The 17501-nt window shown below is 72.4% G+C and carries 17 protein-coding genes, 1 tRNA gene and 1 other RNA gene; 17 read left to right on the top strand and 2 right to left on the bottom strand.

Features of this window, described 5'->3' with window-relative positions:
* Window positions 1–38: 38 nt before the first annotated feature.
* The 8 genes from prfB to ACWD6N_RS01440 all read left to right on the top strand — a co-directional run bounded on the left by prfB (window position 39) and on the right by ACWD6N_RS01440 (window position 6470).
* Window positions 39–1160, top strand: a complete 1122-nt coding sequence (prfB, locus tag ACWD6N_RS01405; RefSeq protein ID WP_450004347.1) for a peptide chain release factor 2 — start codon at window positions 39–41, stop codon at window positions 1158–1160.
* A gap of 118 nt (window positions 1161–1278) precedes the next feature.
* Window positions 1279–1959 carry a cell division ATP-binding protein FtsE gene (gene ftsE / locus ACWD6N_RS01410; protein ID WP_030331491.1) on the top strand — a complete coding sequence of 227 codons (681 nt, stop codon included), beginning with the start codon at window positions 1279–1281 and terminating at the stop codon, window positions 1957–1959.
* A gap of 67 nt (window positions 1960–2026) precedes the next feature.
* Window positions 2027–2902 (top strand): permease-like cell division protein FtsX, encoded by an 876-nt coding sequence (ftsX, locus tag ACWD6N_RS01415; RefSeq protein WP_354962807.1) that lies wholly within the window; start codon window positions 2027–2029, stop codon window positions 2900–2902.
* 149 nt (window positions 2903–3051) lie between these two features.
* Window positions 3052–3531, top strand: coding sequence for an SsrA-binding protein SmpB (gene smpB, locus ACWD6N_RS01420; protein ID WP_354962808.1), 480 nt, complete (start codon window positions 3052–3054; stop codon window positions 3529–3531).
* A 104-nt stretch (window positions 3532–3635) separates the two neighbouring features.
* Window positions 3636–4011: a transfer-messenger RNA gene (gene ssrA / locus ACWD6N_RS01425) on the top strand.
* Between the two features lie 119 nt (window positions 4012–4130).
* On the top strand, window positions 4131–4820 hold the full coding sequence (locus ACWD6N_RS01430) for a hypothetical protein (protein WP_450004348.1): 690 nt from the start codon (window positions 4131–4133) through the stop codon (window positions 4818–4820).
* 134 nt (window positions 4821–4954) lie between these two features.
* Window positions 4955–5458, top strand: coding sequence for a hypothetical protein (locus ACWD6N_RS01435; RefSeq protein ID WP_450004349.1), 504 nt, complete (start codon window positions 4955–4957; stop codon window positions 5456–5458).
* Between the two features lie 55 nt (window positions 5459–5513).
* Window positions 5514–6470, top strand: a complete 957-nt coding sequence (locus tag ACWD6N_RS01440; RefSeq protein WP_450004350.1) for a hypothetical protein — start codon at window positions 5514–5516, stop codon at window positions 6468–6470.
* A gap of 27 nt (window positions 6471–6497) precedes the next feature.
* On the opposite strand, the gene mdlC is transcribed toward ACWD6N_RS01440, so the two are convergent.
* Window positions 6498–8093, bottom strand: a complete 1596-nt coding sequence (mdlC, locus tag ACWD6N_RS01445) for a benzoylformate decarboxylase (RefSeq protein ID WP_450004351.1) — start codon at window positions 8091–8093, stop codon at window positions 6498–6500.
* 364 nt (window positions 8094–8457) lie between these two features.
* Between mdlC and ACWD6N_RS01450 the strand changes: the two genes are divergently transcribed.
* From ACWD6N_RS01450 to ACWD6N_RS01460, 3 genes are all read left to right on the top strand, one after another.
* Entirely contained in the window at window positions 8458–9048 is a 591-nt protein-coding gene (locus tag ACWD6N_RS01450; RefSeq protein WP_354962813.1) for a YqgE/AlgH family protein, read from the top strand.
* 109 nt (window positions 9049–9157) lie between these two features.
* A tRNA-Ala gene (locus ACWD6N_RS01455) sits at window positions 9158–9230 on the top strand.
* 135 nt (window positions 9231–9365) lie between these two features.
* A complete protein-coding gene (locus tag ACWD6N_RS01460; protein ID WP_450004352.1) occupies window positions 9366–10295 on the top strand; it encodes a lytic polysaccharide monooxygenase auxiliary activity family 9 protein in 930 nt (309 codons plus the stop codon).
* A gap of 27 nt (window positions 10296–10322) precedes the next feature.
* Here the strand turns inward: ACWD6N_RS01460 and mgrA are convergent, their stop codons facing one another.
* Window positions 10323–11321, bottom strand: coding sequence for an L-glyceraldehyde 3-phosphate reductase (mgrA, locus tag ACWD6N_RS01465; RefSeq protein ID WP_450004353.1), 999 nt, complete (start codon window positions 11319–11321; stop codon window positions 10323–10325).
* 70 nt (window positions 11322–11391) lie between these two features.
* Between mgrA and ACWD6N_RS01470 the strand changes: the two genes are divergently transcribed.
* The 6 genes from ACWD6N_RS01470 (at window position 11392) to ACWD6N_RS01495 (ending at window position 17501) form a co-directional block, all read left to right on the top strand.
* Window positions 11392–12372, top strand: coding sequence for an aldo/keto reductase (locus ACWD6N_RS01470; protein ID WP_450004354.1), 981 nt, complete (start codon window positions 11392–11394; stop codon window positions 12370–12372).
* Complete coding sequence (locus tag ACWD6N_RS01475; RefSeq protein ID WP_450004355.1) at window positions 12369–12875, top strand: hemerythrin domain-containing protein; 507 nt, start codon at window positions 12369–12371, stop codon at window positions 12873–12875. Before ACWD6N_RS01470 ends, ACWD6N_RS01475 begins: the two co-directional genes overlap by 4 nt.
* Window positions 12876–12939: 64 nt before the next feature.
* Window positions 12940–14184: a histidine kinase gene (locus tag ACWD6N_RS01480; RefSeq protein WP_450004356.1), complete on the top strand. Its 1245-nt coding sequence runs from the start codon at window positions 12940–12942 to the stop codon at window positions 14182–14184.
* Window positions 14181–14831, top strand: coding sequence for a response regulator transcription factor (locus tag ACWD6N_RS01485; protein ID WP_450004357.1), 651 nt, complete (start codon window positions 14181–14183; stop codon window positions 14829–14831). The genes ACWD6N_RS01480 and ACWD6N_RS01485 overlap by 4 nt, the downstream gene beginning before the upstream one ends.
* 76 nt (window positions 14832–14907) lie before the next feature.
* Window positions 14908–15984: a hypothetical protein gene (locus ACWD6N_RS01490; RefSeq protein ID WP_450004358.1), complete on the top strand. Its 1077-nt coding sequence runs from the start codon at window positions 14908–14910 to the stop codon at window positions 15982–15984.
* A 56-nt stretch (window positions 15985–16040) separates the two neighbouring features.
* Entirely contained in the window at window positions 16041–17501 is a 1461-nt protein-coding gene (locus ACWD6N_RS01495) for a sigma 54-interacting transcriptional regulator (RefSeq protein WP_354962820.1), read from the top strand.

A 17501-nucleotide genomic window follows, 5' to 3' on the forward strand; every position in this document is an offset into this window, starting at 1 on the left:
CGAGCTGAGCTGCCCACGGCACAGTACGCTTGTTTGTCGTGACCGCTGCCGATTACGCCGAACAGCTCAAGGAACTCGACGCCACCCTGCGAAACATCGAGGCCGTCCTCAACCTTGACCGTCTGCACGAGGACAAGGCCCGGCTGGAGGAGGAGGCTTCCGCCCCGGACCTCTGGGACGACCAGGCCAAGGCTCAGCAGGTGACCTCGCAGCTGTCGTACGTCAACGGCGAGATCAGCAAGCTGGGCAGCCTGCGCGCCCAGCTTGACGACGCCCAGGTGCTGCTGGAGCTGGCCGAGGCCGAGTCCGACCCGGGCGTGCTGACCGAGGTCGAATCGGAGATCACCGGGCTGACCAAGGCCATCCAGGAGATGGAGGTCCGCACCCTGCTCTCCGGCGAGTACGACTCCCGGGAGGCGTTGATCGCCATCCGGGCCGGGGCGGGCGGCGTGGACGCGGCGGACTTCGCCGAGATGCTGCTGCGGATGTACCTGCGCTGGGCGGAGCGGCACGGCTACCCGACCGAGGTCTACGAGACCTCGTACGCCGAGGAGGCGGGCCTGAAGTCGGCCACCTTCGCGGTCAAGGTGCCCTACGCGTACGGCACGCTCAGCGTCGAGTCGGGGACCCACCGGCTGGTCCGGATCAGCCCGTTCGACAACCAGGGCCGCCGGCAGACCAGCTTCGCGGGCGTGGAGGTCCTGCCGGTCACCGAGCAGACCGACCACATCGACATCCCGGAGAACGAGATGCGGGTCGACGTCTACCGCTCCTCCGGCCCGGGCGGGCAGAGCGTCAACACCACCGACTCGGCGGTCCGGCTCACGCACATTCCGACCGGCATCGTGGTGACCTGCCAGAACGAGAAGTCTCAGCTGCAGAACAAGGCCTCCGCGCTGCGGGTGCTCCAGGCTCGGCTGCTGGAGCGCAAGCGCCAGGAGGAGCAGGCCAAGCTTGAGGGTCTCAAGGAGAACGCCGCCGGCTCGTGGGGCGACCAGATGCGCTCCTACGTTCTGCACCCGTATCAGATGGTGAAGGATCTCCGAACCGAGCAGGAGACCGGCAATCCGAGCGCGGTCTTCGATGGCGACTTGGACGGTTTCATCGAGGCGGGTATCCGTTGGCGCAAGCAGCGTCAGATCGCCGGCGACGGTGCGTGATCACACGCAGGCGGAGCGCGTCGTCGATCTCCCGGTAAGACCCTAATTCGAGGACGCGCACCGTCTGTGCGGGGCGTGGGGCTTGGCTCTGTCGTCACACCGCGTAGACTCACCACCCGTGATTCAGCTTGAGCAAGTGACGAAGACGTACCCGAAGGCGTCCCGGCCTTCGCTCGACAACGTGTCCGTCTCGATCGAGAAGGGCGAGTTCGTCTTCTTCATCGGTCCATCCGGCTCCGGCAAGTCCACGATCATCAAGATGCTGCTGCACGAGGTCGCCCCCAACAAGGGGCGCGTGGTCGTCAACGGCAAGGACGTCACCTCGATGCGCTCCTGGAAGCGACCCCACTTCCGGCGCTCGATCGGCTGCGTCTTCCAGGACTTCCGGCTGCTGCCGAACCGCACCGCGTATGAGAACGTGGCGTTCGCCCTTGAGGTGATCGGCAAGACCAAGGCGGTTGCCCGTCGGGTCGTGCCGGAGGTGCTGGAGCTGGTCGGGCTCGGTGGCAAGGAGCACCGCTACCCGCACGAGCTCTCCGGTGGTGAGCAGCAGCGGGTCGCCGTGGCCCGGGCGTTCGTGAACCGTCCGCTGATCCTCCTGGCGGACGAGCCCACGGGAAACCTGGACCCGGACACCTCGATCGAGATCATGCGTCTGCTGGACCGGATCAACCGCACCGGCACGACCGTCGTGATGGTCACCCACGACTCCAACATCGTGAACCAGATGCGCCGCCGCGTCGTAGAGATTGAGAGCGGTCGCATCGTCCGTGACCAGGCTCGCGGCGTTTACGGGTGAGCCGGCGCTCCACCCCTGCGCAGCCTGACGACGAACACTTCATGCCGGAGACCCGGAGGAACCCCCGATGCGCGTGAAATACGTCCTGTCCGAGGTACTGGTCGGACTGTGGCGCAACGTGACCATGACCGTCGCGATGATCATCACGATGGCGGTCTCGTTGACCATGCTCGGCGCCAGCGGTCTCATGTACCGCCAGGTCGACGACATGAAGGACCTCTACTACAAGAACATCCAGGTCTCGATCTTCCTTCAGACTGACGTGACCGACGAGCAGCGCGAGCAGATGAACGCGAAGCTCGAGGCTGACCCGCTGGTCAGCGACGTCATCTACGTCGACAAGGCCGAGGCGTACAAGCGGTTCCAGGAGATGTTCCAGGACGCGCCGGATCTGATCAGCGCCGTCAAGGAGGACAGCCTTCCGCCGTCGTTCCGGATCAAGCTGAACAACCCGGAGCAGTACAAGAACATCTACGACCAGTACAAGGACACCGAGGGCGTCGACGAGATCGTCGACCAGAGCCGACTGCTGGACAAGATCTTCAACATCCTCACCGCGATCCAGAACATCGCATTGGCCGCCGCCATCGTGATGGCTGTCGCCGCGCTGCTGCTGGTCGCCAACACCATTCAGGTGGCCGCGTACAGCAAGCGGCGTGAGGTGGCGGTCATGAAACTCGTCGGCGCATCCAACTGGTTCATCCAGGCGCCGTTCGTGCTGGAGGCCGTCGTGGCCGGCCTGATCGGCTCGTTGCTCGGCCTGGCGGCACTGATAGCGGCGAAGTATCTGCTCTTCGACGGGTCGCTCAAGGCCCTGGAGGGCCTGCTCTCGCCGATCAGCTGGGGGGACATCCTGTTCATCTTCCCGCTGATGGCCGGCGTCGGTGGCCTGATCAGCGCCGTCACCGCCTGGACCACCCTCCGCTTCTACCTGCGGGTGTAGCGACCGTACGGGTCGTCCCGTCGTCTCCCGGGGACCCTCCCGCGCCGGAAATAAACGGCGCGGGAGGGTCCTTGTGATTCAGGTAGCATGATCGGTTGTCCGGCCGGGGTGACCCCGGCGGGCGATGATCAGGAGAGGGGGTGGCGCCGATGCCACGGGAAAAGGGGCGCAAGGTGGTCGCCTCCAACAAGAAGGCGCGCCACGACTACTCGATCCTCGACACGTACGAGGCGGGCATGGCGCTGACCGGCACCGAGGTCAAGTCGCTGCGGGCCGGGCGGGCGTCGCTCGTGGACGCGTTCGCCCAGGAGCGCAACGGCGAGTTGTTCCTGCACGCGATGCACATTCCGGAGTACACCCAGGGCACCTGGACCAACCACGAGCCCCGGCGTACCCGCAAGCTGTTGCTCAACCGTGGGGAGATCGACCGGCTGATCGGCAAGACCCGCGAGGGGGGCCTGACCATGGTCCCGTTGCAGGTCTACTTCTCCGACGGCTGGGCCAAGGTGGAGATCGCCCTGGCCAAGGGCAAGAAGGCGTACGACAAGCGGCAGGACCTCGCCAAGCGGGACGCGGACCGGGAGATCGCCCGGGTCAGCGGTCGACGCGGCAAGGGAATGGACGACTAGTTTGTCCCGTTTGTCCGGGTCGGCACGCCGACCCGGGGCTCGGGATGAAACCCGTTGCGGCAGGCGTTAGTCTTGTCAGTGCCGCCACATCGGCGGCCTGTCGAGGGGGTGACTGGTTTCGACTTCGTACGCAGCGACAGGGGAAGCGAGCCGAGGAAGCCGACGTCGTCTCGAGAATCGGTCGTCGGAAACTTATAAGCGCCAAGAACAATCGCGCTGACTTCGCTCTCGCCGCCTGAGGCGAGTAGCTAAGTCTGTCGGCCTGGGAACGCCTTCGTCCCAGTAGCCGGCATCAGCTAGGAGGCTGGCCAATCGGACCCGGTCGCGGGGTCCGTGCGGCGAGATTAATCAGCGACTGGGCCCGTCACACCAACTTGCTCGCGTGAGCGGTGGGGCCGAGTAGAGGCACAGCGAGCTGCGCTCGGAGAAGCCCTGACAAACCGGCGAAGGACCCGGGTTCGATTCCCGGCACCTCCACCACCTCGAAAGCGATGCGCCCCGGCCCACCGGCCGGGGCGCATCGTCGTATCCCGCCCGGGTTTCGCACCCGGCGGACGCCAGCACGCGGCCGACAGCCCGGCTCGCCTAGGCTGCCGGCTGTGCGGATCGAGGAACTGCGCCTGTCGGTCGGCGCGTCACCCGGCCAGCGCACCGTCTCGGTGCTGGCCGGCGTGTTCGTCGCCGCCGTCGGTGCCGCGTTCGTGTTGCTGCCCCTGGTCGCTGACGGGTTGCTGCGCCAGCTGACCGGCCCCGGCGACGGGTTCGCCTCCTATGAGGAAGCCCGCGACGTGCCACCGGGGATGTTGCCGCCCGCGCTGCGGGACTCCGGCGGCGGTGGCGGCTGGGACCAGTCCGGGTCCGGCCGGCTCGTCGGGCTGTGCGGGCTGCCGTTCGCCCTGCTCGGCGTCTACCTGGTGCTGCGGGTGCTGCGGACGGCCGCCTGGCTGGACGGCAGTCGGGTGCGGGTGCGCGGCGCGTTCGGCAGCCGCACCGTCGACCTCGCGACCGCCCGGATCGACGCCGGGATGATGCCGTACGGCGGGGCGGGGGACGACGACCCGCGGGCGCGGGGGCACCGCGCGCCCGTCATCGTCGCCACCGACCACGAGAGCGGACGGCGGCTCACCATCCCGCTGCACGGCATGGGGCTGCCCACCCTGCCCCCGTCCGAGCTGCGGGCGCTGGCCGACGCGATCACCACCGGGCGTCCCACCGACGGCCGTGACGGCGACGCGCACGCCGTCGCCGGCGCGCTGCGTCGCCTCGCGGAGCACCCCTTCGGCGGTTGAGCCGCATACGGGTGGGGCGCGCGGGACCACTGCGGCGGGTGGGGCAGAAGAGGCGGCCAGGGGCCCTGGACAGGGGCGGACGGGCGGGTTCACCATCGCGGTATGCGGTAGCAGCGCAAGCGCGGGAGGTGCCCATGGTCACCGGTCCGGTTCAGCAGCCGACAGTCGTCGCCCGGCCGCCCGCCGCGCAACCGCATCCGGCCAGCCTCCCCACCGAGCGGCTGCCCGGTGACCCGCGCCCGGCGGGGCTCACCGGTGACGTGCACGTGCTCGCCCGTGCTGTCGCCGCGGCGCCGACCGAGCCGCACTGGCGCGAACGCGTGCTGCTGCGGCTGCACCCGGTCAGGCAGGGCTTCACCGAGCACGTCCAGGTCACCGAGGGCCCCGGCGGGCTCTACCGGGAACTGCTCACCCACGCGCCCCGGCTCTGCCACGGTGTCCGGCTGCTGACCCGGGAGCACACCGCGATCGGCGCCGCGCTCCTGGCCGTGCAGCGGGTCGCCGAGCAGTCCGACGCCAGCCCGGACGAGCTGCGCCACCGGGCCGCGTACCTGCTGCGGACGCTGGCACGGCATCGGCGGCGCGGCGCGGACCTGCTGTGGCAGGCGTACCAGACGGACCTGGGTGGCGAGACCTGAGCGTGGGCCCGCCGACGGCGGGAACCAGGGCGTCGACGGGACCGTCGAAACCCGCATGCGTCGATCGCTTCTGCTCCTCGGTCTGCCCCTGCTGCTGCTCGCGGTCGGCTGCGCCCCGACGGGCGGCGGCCCGGCCGACGGACCCACCGCCCCGGCGCACCGGTCGGAAACCTTCGACCAGCGGGCCACCGAGGTCGCGGAGGCGTGGCGCCCCGGCCCCGAATGGCGCACCGGGTACGTCCCGTTGCAGGGGCCGACGGTGCTGACCGGCGACCCCCGCTTCACCCCCGACACCGAGGCCGCCTTCCGGGCCGGCTGGTACCGGGAGCAGGTGCCCATCCCGCCCACCCGGGTCGGCGGGGAGATCCGCTTCCCGGACGGCCGGCTGACCCTGCCGTTGGTGAGCGCGGCGGAGGCGTACCGGCAGCTCCACCAGGGTGACCCGCTGCCCTGCCCCGGGCGACCGAAGCGGCCCGGACTGCCGACCCCCGGCCCCACCATCGAACCCGGCCCGGACGGCTGGGTCAGCAGCGGCCCCGAGACCGCCTGCCTTCCGCTGACCGTCACCGGCGTCACGCTCGGCACCGTGCCGGTCCGCACCAGCCGGGGCGAGGCGCAGGTCCCGGCCTGGCTGTTCACCGTCGAGGAGTTGGCCGTTCCGGTGGCGCGGCTCGCCGTCGCGCCGACGGCGATCGTTCCAGTCCCCGACCCCACCGCCCCGGCGCGGCCGCTGCCGGACGGACTGCTGTCCGCTCAGGACCTGACGGCCGTCGACGGCGCGCGGCTGACCGTCCGGCTCGGTGTCGGCGCCTGCGACACCGGGATCACTCCGCTCGTGCAGGAACGGCCGGACGTGGTGGTGGTCGGCGGGGGCTTCACCGCCCGGTCCACCGGCCCCTGTCCCGACCTGCTCAAACTGGAGCCGGTCACCGTCACCCTGGCCGCGCCGCTGGGCGCACGGCCGGTGCTGGACGTCTCCACCGGCACCCCGCTGTCGATCGCCCCGCGCTGACCGGCTGAGGCAGGCCGGGAGTGCCGGTCAGAGGATGGTGGGCACGTCGGTGCTGATCGGCACCGGCAGCACGGTGGGGCGGTCGGCGCGCAGTCCGGCGGCGAGCGCCGAGCCGAACTGGTCGGGTGTTTCGACCACCTCGGTGGCACAGCCGTAGCCGGCCGCGATCGCCGTGATGTCCAGGCCCGGCAGGTCCAGTCCGGGCACCCCGGGCGTCTTTTTCAGTTCGGCGAACGCCTTGAGGATCGCGTACTGCTGGTTGACCGGCACGACCACCACCACCGGCAGGGACAGCCGGGCGGCGGTCCACAGCGCCTGCACGGAGTAGTGGAACGAGCCGTCGCCGACCACCGCCACCACCGGTCGGCCGCGCCCGGTGTCCCGCTCGGCCAGCGCCACCCCGACCGCGGCCGGCAGGCCGTAGCCGAGACCGCCGCTGGCCATCGTGAAGTACGACGCCGGGCGGGCGATCCGCAGCCGGCGGCGCAGTGCGGACAGGTTGGACGGTGACTCCTGGACCAGCACTCCGTCCGCCGGCCAGTGCGCGGCCAACGCGGCGAACAGCGCGTCCGCGCTCAGCGGCGCGGTGACCTCCGGCGGCGCCGGGGCGGCCCGAGGCGCCGGTGGTGGCCGGTCGGCCGGCGGCACCAGCTCGAGCAGCGCGGCCAGGGTCAGCCCGGGATCGCCGAGCAGGCTGTCCCCGACCGGGGCCCGGGCGGCCTCGTCCGGGTCGTCCGTCACGTGCAGCAGTCGGGTGCCGTCGGGCAGGTGATCGCCCGGCACGTACGGGTAGTAGCGGAACACCGGAGCGCCGACCACCAGGACGGTGTCGTGTCCACGCAGCGCCTCGGCCAAAGGTCCGATGGCGAACGGCAGCACCCCGCGAAACTGCGGGTGGTCCTCCGGGAACACGGCCCGTTCCGGGGCGGGGGCCGACCAGACCGGCGCGGCCAGCCGTTCGGCCAGCGCGATCGCGGTCGACCAACTCCCGGACCGGTCCACCCCGGGCCCGAACACCAGGACGGGGTCGCGGCTGCCGGCCAGGGCCCGGGCGAACTCGCCCAGCCGCTGCGGGTCCGGTGCGAACCGGGTGGCCACCGTGCGCGGCGCGGGTGGGGAGTCGGCCGGCTGGTCCCAGTCGTCCATCGGCAGGGACAGGAACACCGGCCCGGCCGGCGGCTGCACCGCGGTCGCGTACGCGCGCAGCAGCGCCGCGGGGATGTCCTGCGCCCGGACCGGCTCGTAGCCCCACTTCACGTACGGCTGGGGGAGCTCGGCGGCCCGGCGGCTGGTGAGCCGGGGTTCGAGCAGCAACATCTCGCGGGTCTGCTGGCCGGCGGTGACGATCAGCGGGGTCTTGTTGTGCCAGGCGGTGACCATGTTGCCCATGCCGTTGCCGGTGCCCGGGGAGGTGTGCAGGTTGACGTGGGCGGGTGCGCCGGTGGCCTGGGCGTAGCCGTCGGCCATCGCGACCGCCGTCGCCTCGTGCAGGGCGTGGACGTAGTGGAAGTCGGCCGGGAAGTCCCGCAGGAACGGCTCCTCGGTGGAGCCGGGGTTGCCGAAGATGGTGGTCATGCCGAGGGTGCGGAGCACGTCGTACGTCGCGTCCCGGACCGTTGCCATCGCCACCTGCCTCCGTGTCGCGCGCAGGGACGACCGCGCCGCCCTCTCGATCAGCCGAATCTATCGGGATGTGACGGACCTTTCGGGCGTTTCCCGGGCGTCGTGACCGGGCGCGCACCCTGGCGTATCCGGCCGTGCCCCGGACGGGAACGCGATCCGTCGATCACCGCGACGCCCGCCGTCGGTGCCGATCGGCCCTCCGTCTCAACTGTCCGATCACCCGCCGGTCAGACCTTAGCCAGCACCCGGGACGCAGGCTATGGTGCCAGGCATGGCGTTGACAGCACGGATGATCCCGGTGCACCGTGCGGATCCGGTGGGTTGCGGATCCCCGGCGCGGGCTCACGGTTGACGGGTGTGTGGGATGCAGGGAGAGGGCCAGGCGATCGGCGGACGGGCGATGGAGTCGATGACCGGGCGGCTGCTGGTCGCGACTCCGGCCCTCAAGGACCCGAACTTCGACCGTACGGTGGTGCTGCTGGTCGCCCACGAGCCGGGCGGCGCGCTCGGCGTGGTGCTGAACCGCGCCACCGAGGTGCCGGTCGCCGAGGTGCTCGGCGACTGGAACGACCTGGCCCGTCACCCGGCGGTGCTCTTCGAGGGTGGCCCGGTGCAGCCCGACTCGGCCATCTGCCTGGCGCGGATGCGCCACCCGCTGCGCCGGGTCAAGGGCTTTCACCAGGTCTCCGGGGCGGTCGGCACGATCGACCTCTCGGTCGACCCGGAGCGGCTGCGGGAGAGCATCGGCGGCATCCGGGTCTTCGCCGGCTACTCCGGCTGGGGGAGCGGCCAGTTGGAGCAGGAGATCGCCGACGGCTCCTGGTTCCTGCTGGACGCGCTGCCCGGTGACGCCTTCGTCGACCGGCCGGACGACCTGTGGCCGATGGTGCTGCGCCGGCAGGGCGGGATGATGGCCGCCGTCGCCCATTTCCCGCCGGACGTGGCGCTCAACTGACCCGGTTCGGCGGGAGCCCGGGGGTGGCGTCGGCGGGGACCCCGCGAGATGACCATGCCGAACGGGATGTGTATAGTTTCCCAGTGCCCGGGCGGCCGGGACACAGCAAGGGGCCGTGGCGCAGCTGGTAGCGCACCACACTGGCAGTGTGGGGGTCAGGGGTTCGAGTCCCCTCGGCTCCACCTTGCGAAACGCCCTGACCGGGAGTATCCGGTCAGGGCGTTTTCGGCTGTAGGTCAGGGGTCCGCGATTCCCGGCCGCCCCGACGTCGAACCTTTGTCGCCCCGCGCCCGTACCACTGCGCGGGAGGTCACACCATGACCGTGCGCCGAGTGCTCGCCGCCGTGCTGGTCGCCGTCGCGGCCGTGCCGTTCAGCGCCGCGCCCGCCGCCGCGCACGGCGCCCCGACCAGCCCGGTCAGCCGGGCCGCGGCGTGCGGACCCGAGGGCCGGTACGCGGCCACCAGCGCCTGCCGGGCGGCGGTCGAGGCGGGTGCGGCGGTACGCGAGTGGGACAACGTCCGGGTCGCCGCGATCAACGGCCGGGACCGGGAGAAGATCCCGGACGGTGAGCTGTGCAGCGGAGGGCTCTCCGCGTACCGGGGGCTGGACCTGCCCCGCACCGACTGGCCGAGCACCGAGCTGACCGCCGGCGCCCGGTTCACCTTCCGGTACCGGACCACCATCGAGCACCGAGGCAGCTTCCGGCTCTACGTCACCCGGCCCGGCTATGACCCGCGGGCACCGCTGACCTGGGCGGATCTGGAGTCGCGCCCGTTTCTGACGGTGACCGACCCGCCGGTGCGGGCCGGGGCGTACCAACTGCCGGGCCGGCTGCCGGCGGGCCGGAACGGCCGACACCTGATCTACACGATCTGGCAGAACTCCAACACCCCGGACACCTACTACTCCTGCTCCGACGTGGTGTTCCGCGCGGCGCGCGGCGGCACGGCGACGGGTACCCCGAAACCGGCCGCCGCGACGAAGGGCGCGCCGGCGGTGCCGCGTACCGCCGCGAGCCGGCCGGCCGCCACCGAGCCGGCGGTGGCGGCGGCGGCCGACCCGGGCGTGCCCGTGGCGTCGGTGACCGACCTCAGCAGCCGGTGGCCCATGCTGGCCGGTGCCGCCGCCGTGCTGGTGATCGCGCTGCTGGTCGGCGCGGCTCGGCTGCGTCGCGCCGGCGTCGCGCCGGTCGGCCGGCAGTGCGGGGTGCGCAACCACCGGGCCGGGCGGCGCCGGATCTGGTGACCCGGCCCGCCAGCGGCCCGGCGGCGCTCAGCCCAGGTGCCGGTCGATCTCGGCCAGCTCCTCGGCGCTGAAGTCGAGATTGTCCAGCGCGGCGATGTTCGTCTCCAGCTGCTCCACGCTGCTCGCCCCGATGATCAGGCTGGTCATCCGCGGGTCGCGCAGCGCCCAGGCCAGCGCGAGCTGGGCCAGTGACTGACCGCGCCGCTCGGCGACCGCCCCCAGCCCCCGGATGGTGGCCATCTTCTCCTCGCTGAGGTCGCTCTCGTTGAGGAAGACGCTGGTGCGCACCCGGGAGTCGGCCGGGATGCCAGCCAGGTAGCGGTCGGTCAGCAGACCCTGGGCCAGCGGGCTGTACGCGATGCAGCCGGCGCCGACCTGCTCCAGCGTGTCGAGCAGGCCGTCGGCCTCCGTCCACCGGTTGAGCATCGAGTACGACGGCTGGTTGATCAGCAGCGGCGTGCCCAGCTCGCCCAGGATCGCGGCGGCGCGAGCGGTCTGCTCGGAGTTGTAGTTCGAGATGCCCACGTAGAGGGCCTTGCCGGAGCGGACGATGGCGTCCAACGCGCCCATCGTCTCCTCCAGTGGGGTGTCCGGGTCGAACCGGTGCGAGTAGAAGACGTCGACGTAGTCCAGTCCCATCCGGCTCAGCGACTGGTCCAGCGAGGAGATCAGGTTTTTGCGCGAGCCCCACTCGCCGTACGGGCCGGGCCACATCAGGTAGCCGGCCTTGCTGGAGATCACCAGCTCGTCCCGGTACGGCTTCAGGTCGGTGGCGAGCATCCGGCCGAAGTTCTCCTCGGCGGCGCCGGGCGGCGGGCCGTAGTTGTTGGCCAGGTCGAAGTGGGTGACACCCAGGTCGAAGGCGCGCCGGACGATGTCGCGCTGGCGCTCGTACGGGCGGTCCGGGCCGAAGTTGTGCCACAGGCCGAGGGAGACGGCGGGCAGCCGCAGGCCACTGCGTCCGCTGCGCCGGTAGGTCATCGTGTCGTAGCGGTCATCCGCGGCGGCGAGGTAGGTCACGATCATGAGCCTAGCTCCGGCTCGGGGTACGCGGGATCGGGCGCGTGGAGCCGGACAAAGGGGTAGCTTCGAGGCCATGCGTCTCATTGCGCTCGACACTCCCAAACCGCTGTCGAAGATCGGGTTGGGCACCTGGCAGTTCGGCTCCCGGGAGTGGGGCTACGGCCCGGAATTCGAGCGCCAGGCGGCGCAGATCGTGCGGCGGGCCCTCGAGTTGGGCGTGACCGTCTTCGACACCGCTGAGGTCTACGGCTTCGGGCGCAGCGAGCGGATCCTCGGCGCGGCGCTCGGCGACGACCGGCCCAAGGTGGTGGTCGCGTCCAAGCTCTTCCCGGTCTGGCCGGTGGCCGCGGTGGTGCAGCAGCGGGCGGTCGCCTCGGCGGCCCGACTCGGCGTCACCTCCCTCGATCTCTACCAGGTGCACCAGCCCCACCCGCTGGTCGCCGACCACACCACCATGCGCGGCATGCGCGCGTTGCAGGACGTCGGGCTGGTCAGCGAGGTCGGGGTGAGCAACTACGGGCTGCGCCGCTGGCAGGTCGCCGAGGCGGCGCTCGGCCGGCGGGTGCTCAGCAACCAGGTCCGCTACAGCATGGTGGACCGCGCGCCCGAGCAGGACCTGCTGCCGTACGCCCGGGAGGCCGGCCGGGTGGTCATCGCGTACAGCCCGCTGGCCCAGGGCTTCCTCTCCGGCCGGTACGACGCGAAGAACCCGCCGACCGGCGCGGTCCGGCGGGCCAACCCGTACTTCCTGCCGGAGAACCTGGAGCGGGGCAGCGCCCTGATCGACACGTTGCGCCAGGTCGCCGACGCGCACGACGCCACCCCCAGCCAGATCGCGCTGGCCTACGTGCTGCGCCACCCGAACGTGCTGGCCATCCCCGGCGCGTCCGGAGTGGAGCAGATGGAACGCAACGCCGCCGCCGCAGACATCGACCTCGCCGACGACGAGTACGCCGCGCTGGCCGAGGCCGCCAAACGGTTCCGCCCGATCACCGGCCTCGCCGCGATGCCCCGAATGCTGCGCGCCCGGTTCACCAGTCCGACGGGAAAGTGAGCACAGTGGACGACATCACCGCACTGATCCTGGACGACCACGCCGCCTTCCGGCGCGGCTTCGCCCGCCTAGACGACGCCCGCGACGAGCAGGAGCTGTTGGCGATCTGGGACGCACTCGCCCTGCACCTGGACATCCACGCCGAGGCCGAGGAGGCGATCCTCTACCCGCACCTGGTCAAGCACGGCGACGACGGCGAGGACGAGACCGCCGACGCGATCGGCGACCACAACAAGATCAGGGACGCCATCGCCGAGTCCAAGCTGCACCCCGTCGGCTCGGAACGCTGGTGGGCGGCGGTCGGCACGGCCCGCCGGGAGAACAGCGAGCACCTGGCCGAGGAGGAGGACGAGGCCCTACCCGACTTCCGCCGGCATGCCAGCAGTGAGTTGCGCGCCGAGCTGGGCCACCGCTGGCTCACCTTCTACGGCGAGCACAAGAACGGGCGTGACCTGGCGTTCCGCGACAAGGACCCGCAGTCGTACGTGGCCGACCACCGCTGAACGCGGCTCGATCTCCCCGGCACGGGGGAGTCGCGGAGGCCGGTGACGGCAGCAGAATGGCGGGGTGACTCCCCGAGCGGCGCTGGCCCCGCTGGTCGCCGGCAGCACCTGGCGGCGTGGCGTGTTCCTGCTGCTGGGCGGCGTGCTGGCGCTCCCGTACGGGCTGCTCGCGGTGACCTTCGCCCAGCTGCTCACCGGCTCGGAGGTCCCCCGTCCGCTGGTGTTCGCCCTGCTGGTGATCGCGCTGGTGATCGCCGTGGTGCCGCTGCTGCTCGACGGCAGCCGGGCGCTGGAGATCGCCGCCGTACGGGCGCTGCTCGGCGTCGACCTGCCCGACCCCGCGCCGGGGCACCGCGGCGACCGGGACACCCGGCTGCGCAGCGCCCTGTGGATCGCCACCCACCTCACCATCGGCGCGCTGGTGATGGTCGCGCTGATCACGGCCGTGCCGATGGCGCTGGCCTTCATCGCCCAGCAGTTCGGCATCGGCGCCGACCTGGTCAGCCGGGAACGGTTCGGGCCACTGGACGGGCGGGACACCGGCTGGCTGACGCTGACCGGGGTGGTCCTGCTGGCCGGTCTCGGCTACGCCGTGGCCGGGCTCGGCGCGCTCGCCGGGTCGATGGCACCGGTGCTGCTCGGCCCGACCCCGGCGGAGCGGATCGCCGCACTGGAGGCGCGGGCCACCCGGCTCGCCGAACGCAACCGGCTGGCCCGGGAACTGCACGACTCGGTCGGCCACGCGCTGACGGTGGCCACTCTCCAGGCCGGGGCCGCCCGCGAGGTGCTCGACACCGACCCGGAATTCGTCCGGCGGGCGCTCACCGCCATCGAGGAGGCCGGGCGGACCGCGATGGACGAGCTGGACCATGTCCTCGGGCTGCTTCGGGAGACCGGCGGCGACCGGCCCGCGGTGGCGCCGCAGCGTACCCTCGCCGACCTGGACCGGCTGGTCACCGACACCCGCGCGACCGGGCTGGCGGTGCACGCGCAGCGCACCGGCGACCCGGCGCGGGTGCCGCCGGCGGTCTCCCGGGAGAGCTACCGGATCGTCCAGGAAGGGTTGACCAACGCGGCACGGTACGGCCACGGGCCGGTGACGCTGCGGCTGGACCTGCACCCGGACGCGCTGGAGCTGGAGCTGGCCAACGCGGTGGGCCGCGCTGGCCGCGCCGACCCGGGGCGGGGCGGCCGCGGCCTGGACGGGATGCGGGAACGCGTGCTGCTGCTCGGCGGCCTGCTCAGCGTGGGCCCGGACGGCGGCCGGTGGCTGATCCGGGCTCGCCTGCCGTACGAGGGGACGCGATGACCACCGGTGTGCTGATCGTCGACGACGACGAGCTGATCCGGGTCGGGCTGCGGGCCATCATCGACGCCCAACCCGACCTGCGGGTGCTCGCCGAGGCCGCCGACGGCGCCGAGGTGCCGCCGCTGGTCGCCCGGCACCGGCCGGACGTGGTGCTGATGGACGTGCGGATGCCCGGCATCGACGGCATCCAGGCCACGCGACACCTGCTGGCCACCTCCGCCGACCCGCCGCGGGTGCTGGTGGTCACCACCTTCGCCAACGACGAGTACGTCTACGAGGCGCTGCGCGCCGGCGCCGCCGGGTTCCTGCTCAAACGGGCCCGGCCGGCCGAGGTGGTCGAGGCGGTCCGGGTGGTCGCGGCGGGGGAGTCGCTGCTCTTCCCGGCCGCGATCCGCCGGCTGGCCGGCGCGTACGGGCCGACGGGCGGCGACCGGCTGACCGCCGCCCGGTTCACCGAGCGGGAGGCCGAGGTGCTGCGGCTCATGACCACCGGCCGGTCCAACCCGGAGATCGCCGCGCATCTGGTGGTCGGGGTGGAGACGGTCAAGACGCACGTCGGCAACGTGCTGGCCAAGCTGGGCGTACGCGATCGCACCCAGGCGGTGATCGCCGCCTACGAGTCCGGCTTCGTCACCCCGTCCGGCTGACCGGTCCCTCTCCCGGGGGAGCGGGTTCACCGCCGCCCGGGAGCCGCCCGGCCGGCCACCGGTCGAGGCTGGGAGCATGACGACGATCACTGCCTCCCGACCCCGTCCCGACTCCCGATGGCCCGACCGGCTGGCCCCGCTGGCCGCCGGCTGGCTCGGCCTGTGGGGCGTGCTCGCCCTGCTCGGCACGCTCACCGGCGCCGGCTACCCGTTCGGCGCGAACGACCCGCACGGCGGCGACGTCAACCTGCTGCGCCTGGTGCCGGTGCAGCTGGCCACCCCGCTCTTCGCCGGGGTGCTGCTGACCGCCGCAGTGGCGGCGCTGGCGATGAGCCGTCCGGCCGTACGCCCGCCCGGCGCGCTGCGGGCGCTGCTCGCCGGATACGGCTGGACGGTGGCGTTCGTGCTCGCCGTGGTCGTTCCGGACGCCCGGGTGCTGGTCATCCTCGGCTACCTGCCGATGCTGATCATCGGGGCGCCGTTCGGCTGGCCGCCCGTCGACTACGCCGAAATCCTCAACTGGGCGCTGTTCGCCCGGTTCGCCGCGCTCGTCGGCGGGCTGCTGCTGGCCGGGGCGGTGCTCGCCTGGCAGCGCCGCACCGCCGGGGCCTGCGTCGGCTGCGGCCGCCACGACACCGACCGGGGCTGGACCACCCCGGCCGCCGCTGCGCGCTGGGGTCGGTGGGCCGCCGGCATCGCCGCGGCCATCCCGTTCGCGTACGCGCTGACCCGGTTCGCCTGGGCAGCCGGCATCCCGCTGGGCATCTCGCGGGAGTTCCTGATCGAGATGCGCGAGACCGGACTTGTGTGGGCCGGGTTCGGGCTGGGCGCGTTCGCCACCGTCGGCGCGATCCTCACCCTCGGGCTGGTGCAGCGGTGGGGCGAGCGGTTCCCCCGCTGGATGCTCGGGCTGGCCGGCAGCCGGGTGCCGGTGAAGCTGGCCGTGGTGCCGGCCACCCTGGTCGCCGTCGCGGTGACCGCGGCCACCCTGGGGCTGCTCAGCAACCCCGAGTTCTGGCAGCTCACCCACGGGTTCAGCCTGGCCGGGGCGCCGATGCTGCTCTGGCCGTTCTGGGGGGTGACGCTCGGTGCCGCCACCTACGCGTACCACCTGCGCCGCCGCGGAGCCTGCCGGCGCTGCGGTCGGGGCTGATGGTGGGAGCGGGGGTGCCCCCCGATGCCGGGGCGCCCCCGCGAATGTGAGCTAGCGTGGGTCGGGTGACTGCGCCCTCCCCGGTAATCCCGGTTCCACCGGCCGACCTGCCCGGCACGCTCGGCGCGCTTCGGGCGGCCGGTCACCAGTACCGCACCGTCAAGCAGGAACTCCGCGGCAACCTTCTGGCCCGGATGCGTGCCGGCGAGGCCCGCTTCCCCGGCATCGTCGGCTACGACGACAGCGTGCTGCCCGAGGTCGAGCGGGCGCTGCTCGCCGGGCACGACATGGTGCTGCTCGGCGAGCGGGGCCAGGGCAAGACCCGGCTGATCCGCTCCCTCGGTGCGCTGCTCGACGAGTGGACCCCGGTCATCCCCGGCTCGGTGCTCAACGAACACCCGATGCACCCGCTCACCCCGGCGTCCCGCGCCCAGATGGCCGAGGCCGGCGACGACCAGCCGGTCGGCTGGCTGCACCGCTCGATGCGCTACGGCGAGAAGCTGGCCACCCCGGACACCAGCGTCGGTGACCTGATCGGTGACGTCGACCCGATCCGGATCGCACAGGGCCGCACCCTCGGCGACCCGGAGACCATCCACTTCGGGCTGGTGCCCCGTACCAACCGGGGCATCTTCGCCGTCAACGAGCTGCCCGACCTGGCCGAGCGGATCCAGGTGGCGCTGCTCAACGTCCTCGAGGAGCGGGACATCCAGGTCCGCGGCTACCAGCTGCGGCTGCCGCTGGACCTACTCCTGGTGGCCAGCGCCAACCCGGAGGACTACACCAACCGGGGCCGGATCATCACCCCGCTCAAGGACCGGTTCGGCGCGGAGATCCGTACCCACTACCCGCTCGACCTGGAGTTGGAGCTGGAGCTGATCCGGCAGGAGGCCGACCTGGTCGCCGAGGTGCCGGAGCACGTCCTGGAGGTCCTGGCCCGGTTCGCCCGCGCGGTGCGCGAGTCACCGTCGGTGGACCCGCGCTCCGGCGTCTCCGCCCGGTTCGCCATCGCCGCCGCCGAGACCGTGGCCGGTGCGGCGCTGCGCCGTGCCGGTCTGCTCGCCGCGACCGGCACCCCGGAAGGACGCCCCGAGGCCGCGGTGGCCCGGGTCGGCGACGCGGTGTCGACGACCAGCACCCTGCGCGGCAAGGTCGAGTTCGAGAGCGGCGAGGAGGGGCGGGAGATCGAGATCCTGGCCCACCTGCTGCGGACCGCGACCGCCGAGACGTTCCGCGCCCACCTGGCCGGGCTGGACCTGTCCGGCTTCACCGGCCTGGTCGAGGACGGCGCGGCGATCGAGACCGGCGAGCTGGTCGGCGCCGCCGAGCTGCTGCGCCAGGTGGGCACCGTGCCCGGGCTGGCGAAGGTGCTGGACCGGCTCGGCCTGGGCGACGCGCCCACCCCGGAGGAGGCCGCCGCCGGTGTCGAGTTCGTGCTGGAGGGGCTGCACCTGACCCGCCGGCTCGGCAAGGACGTCACCGACTCCGGGCGCACCGTCTACGGCGGCCGGGGCTGA

The organism is Micromonospora sp. NPDC005163, assembly GCF_053599835.1.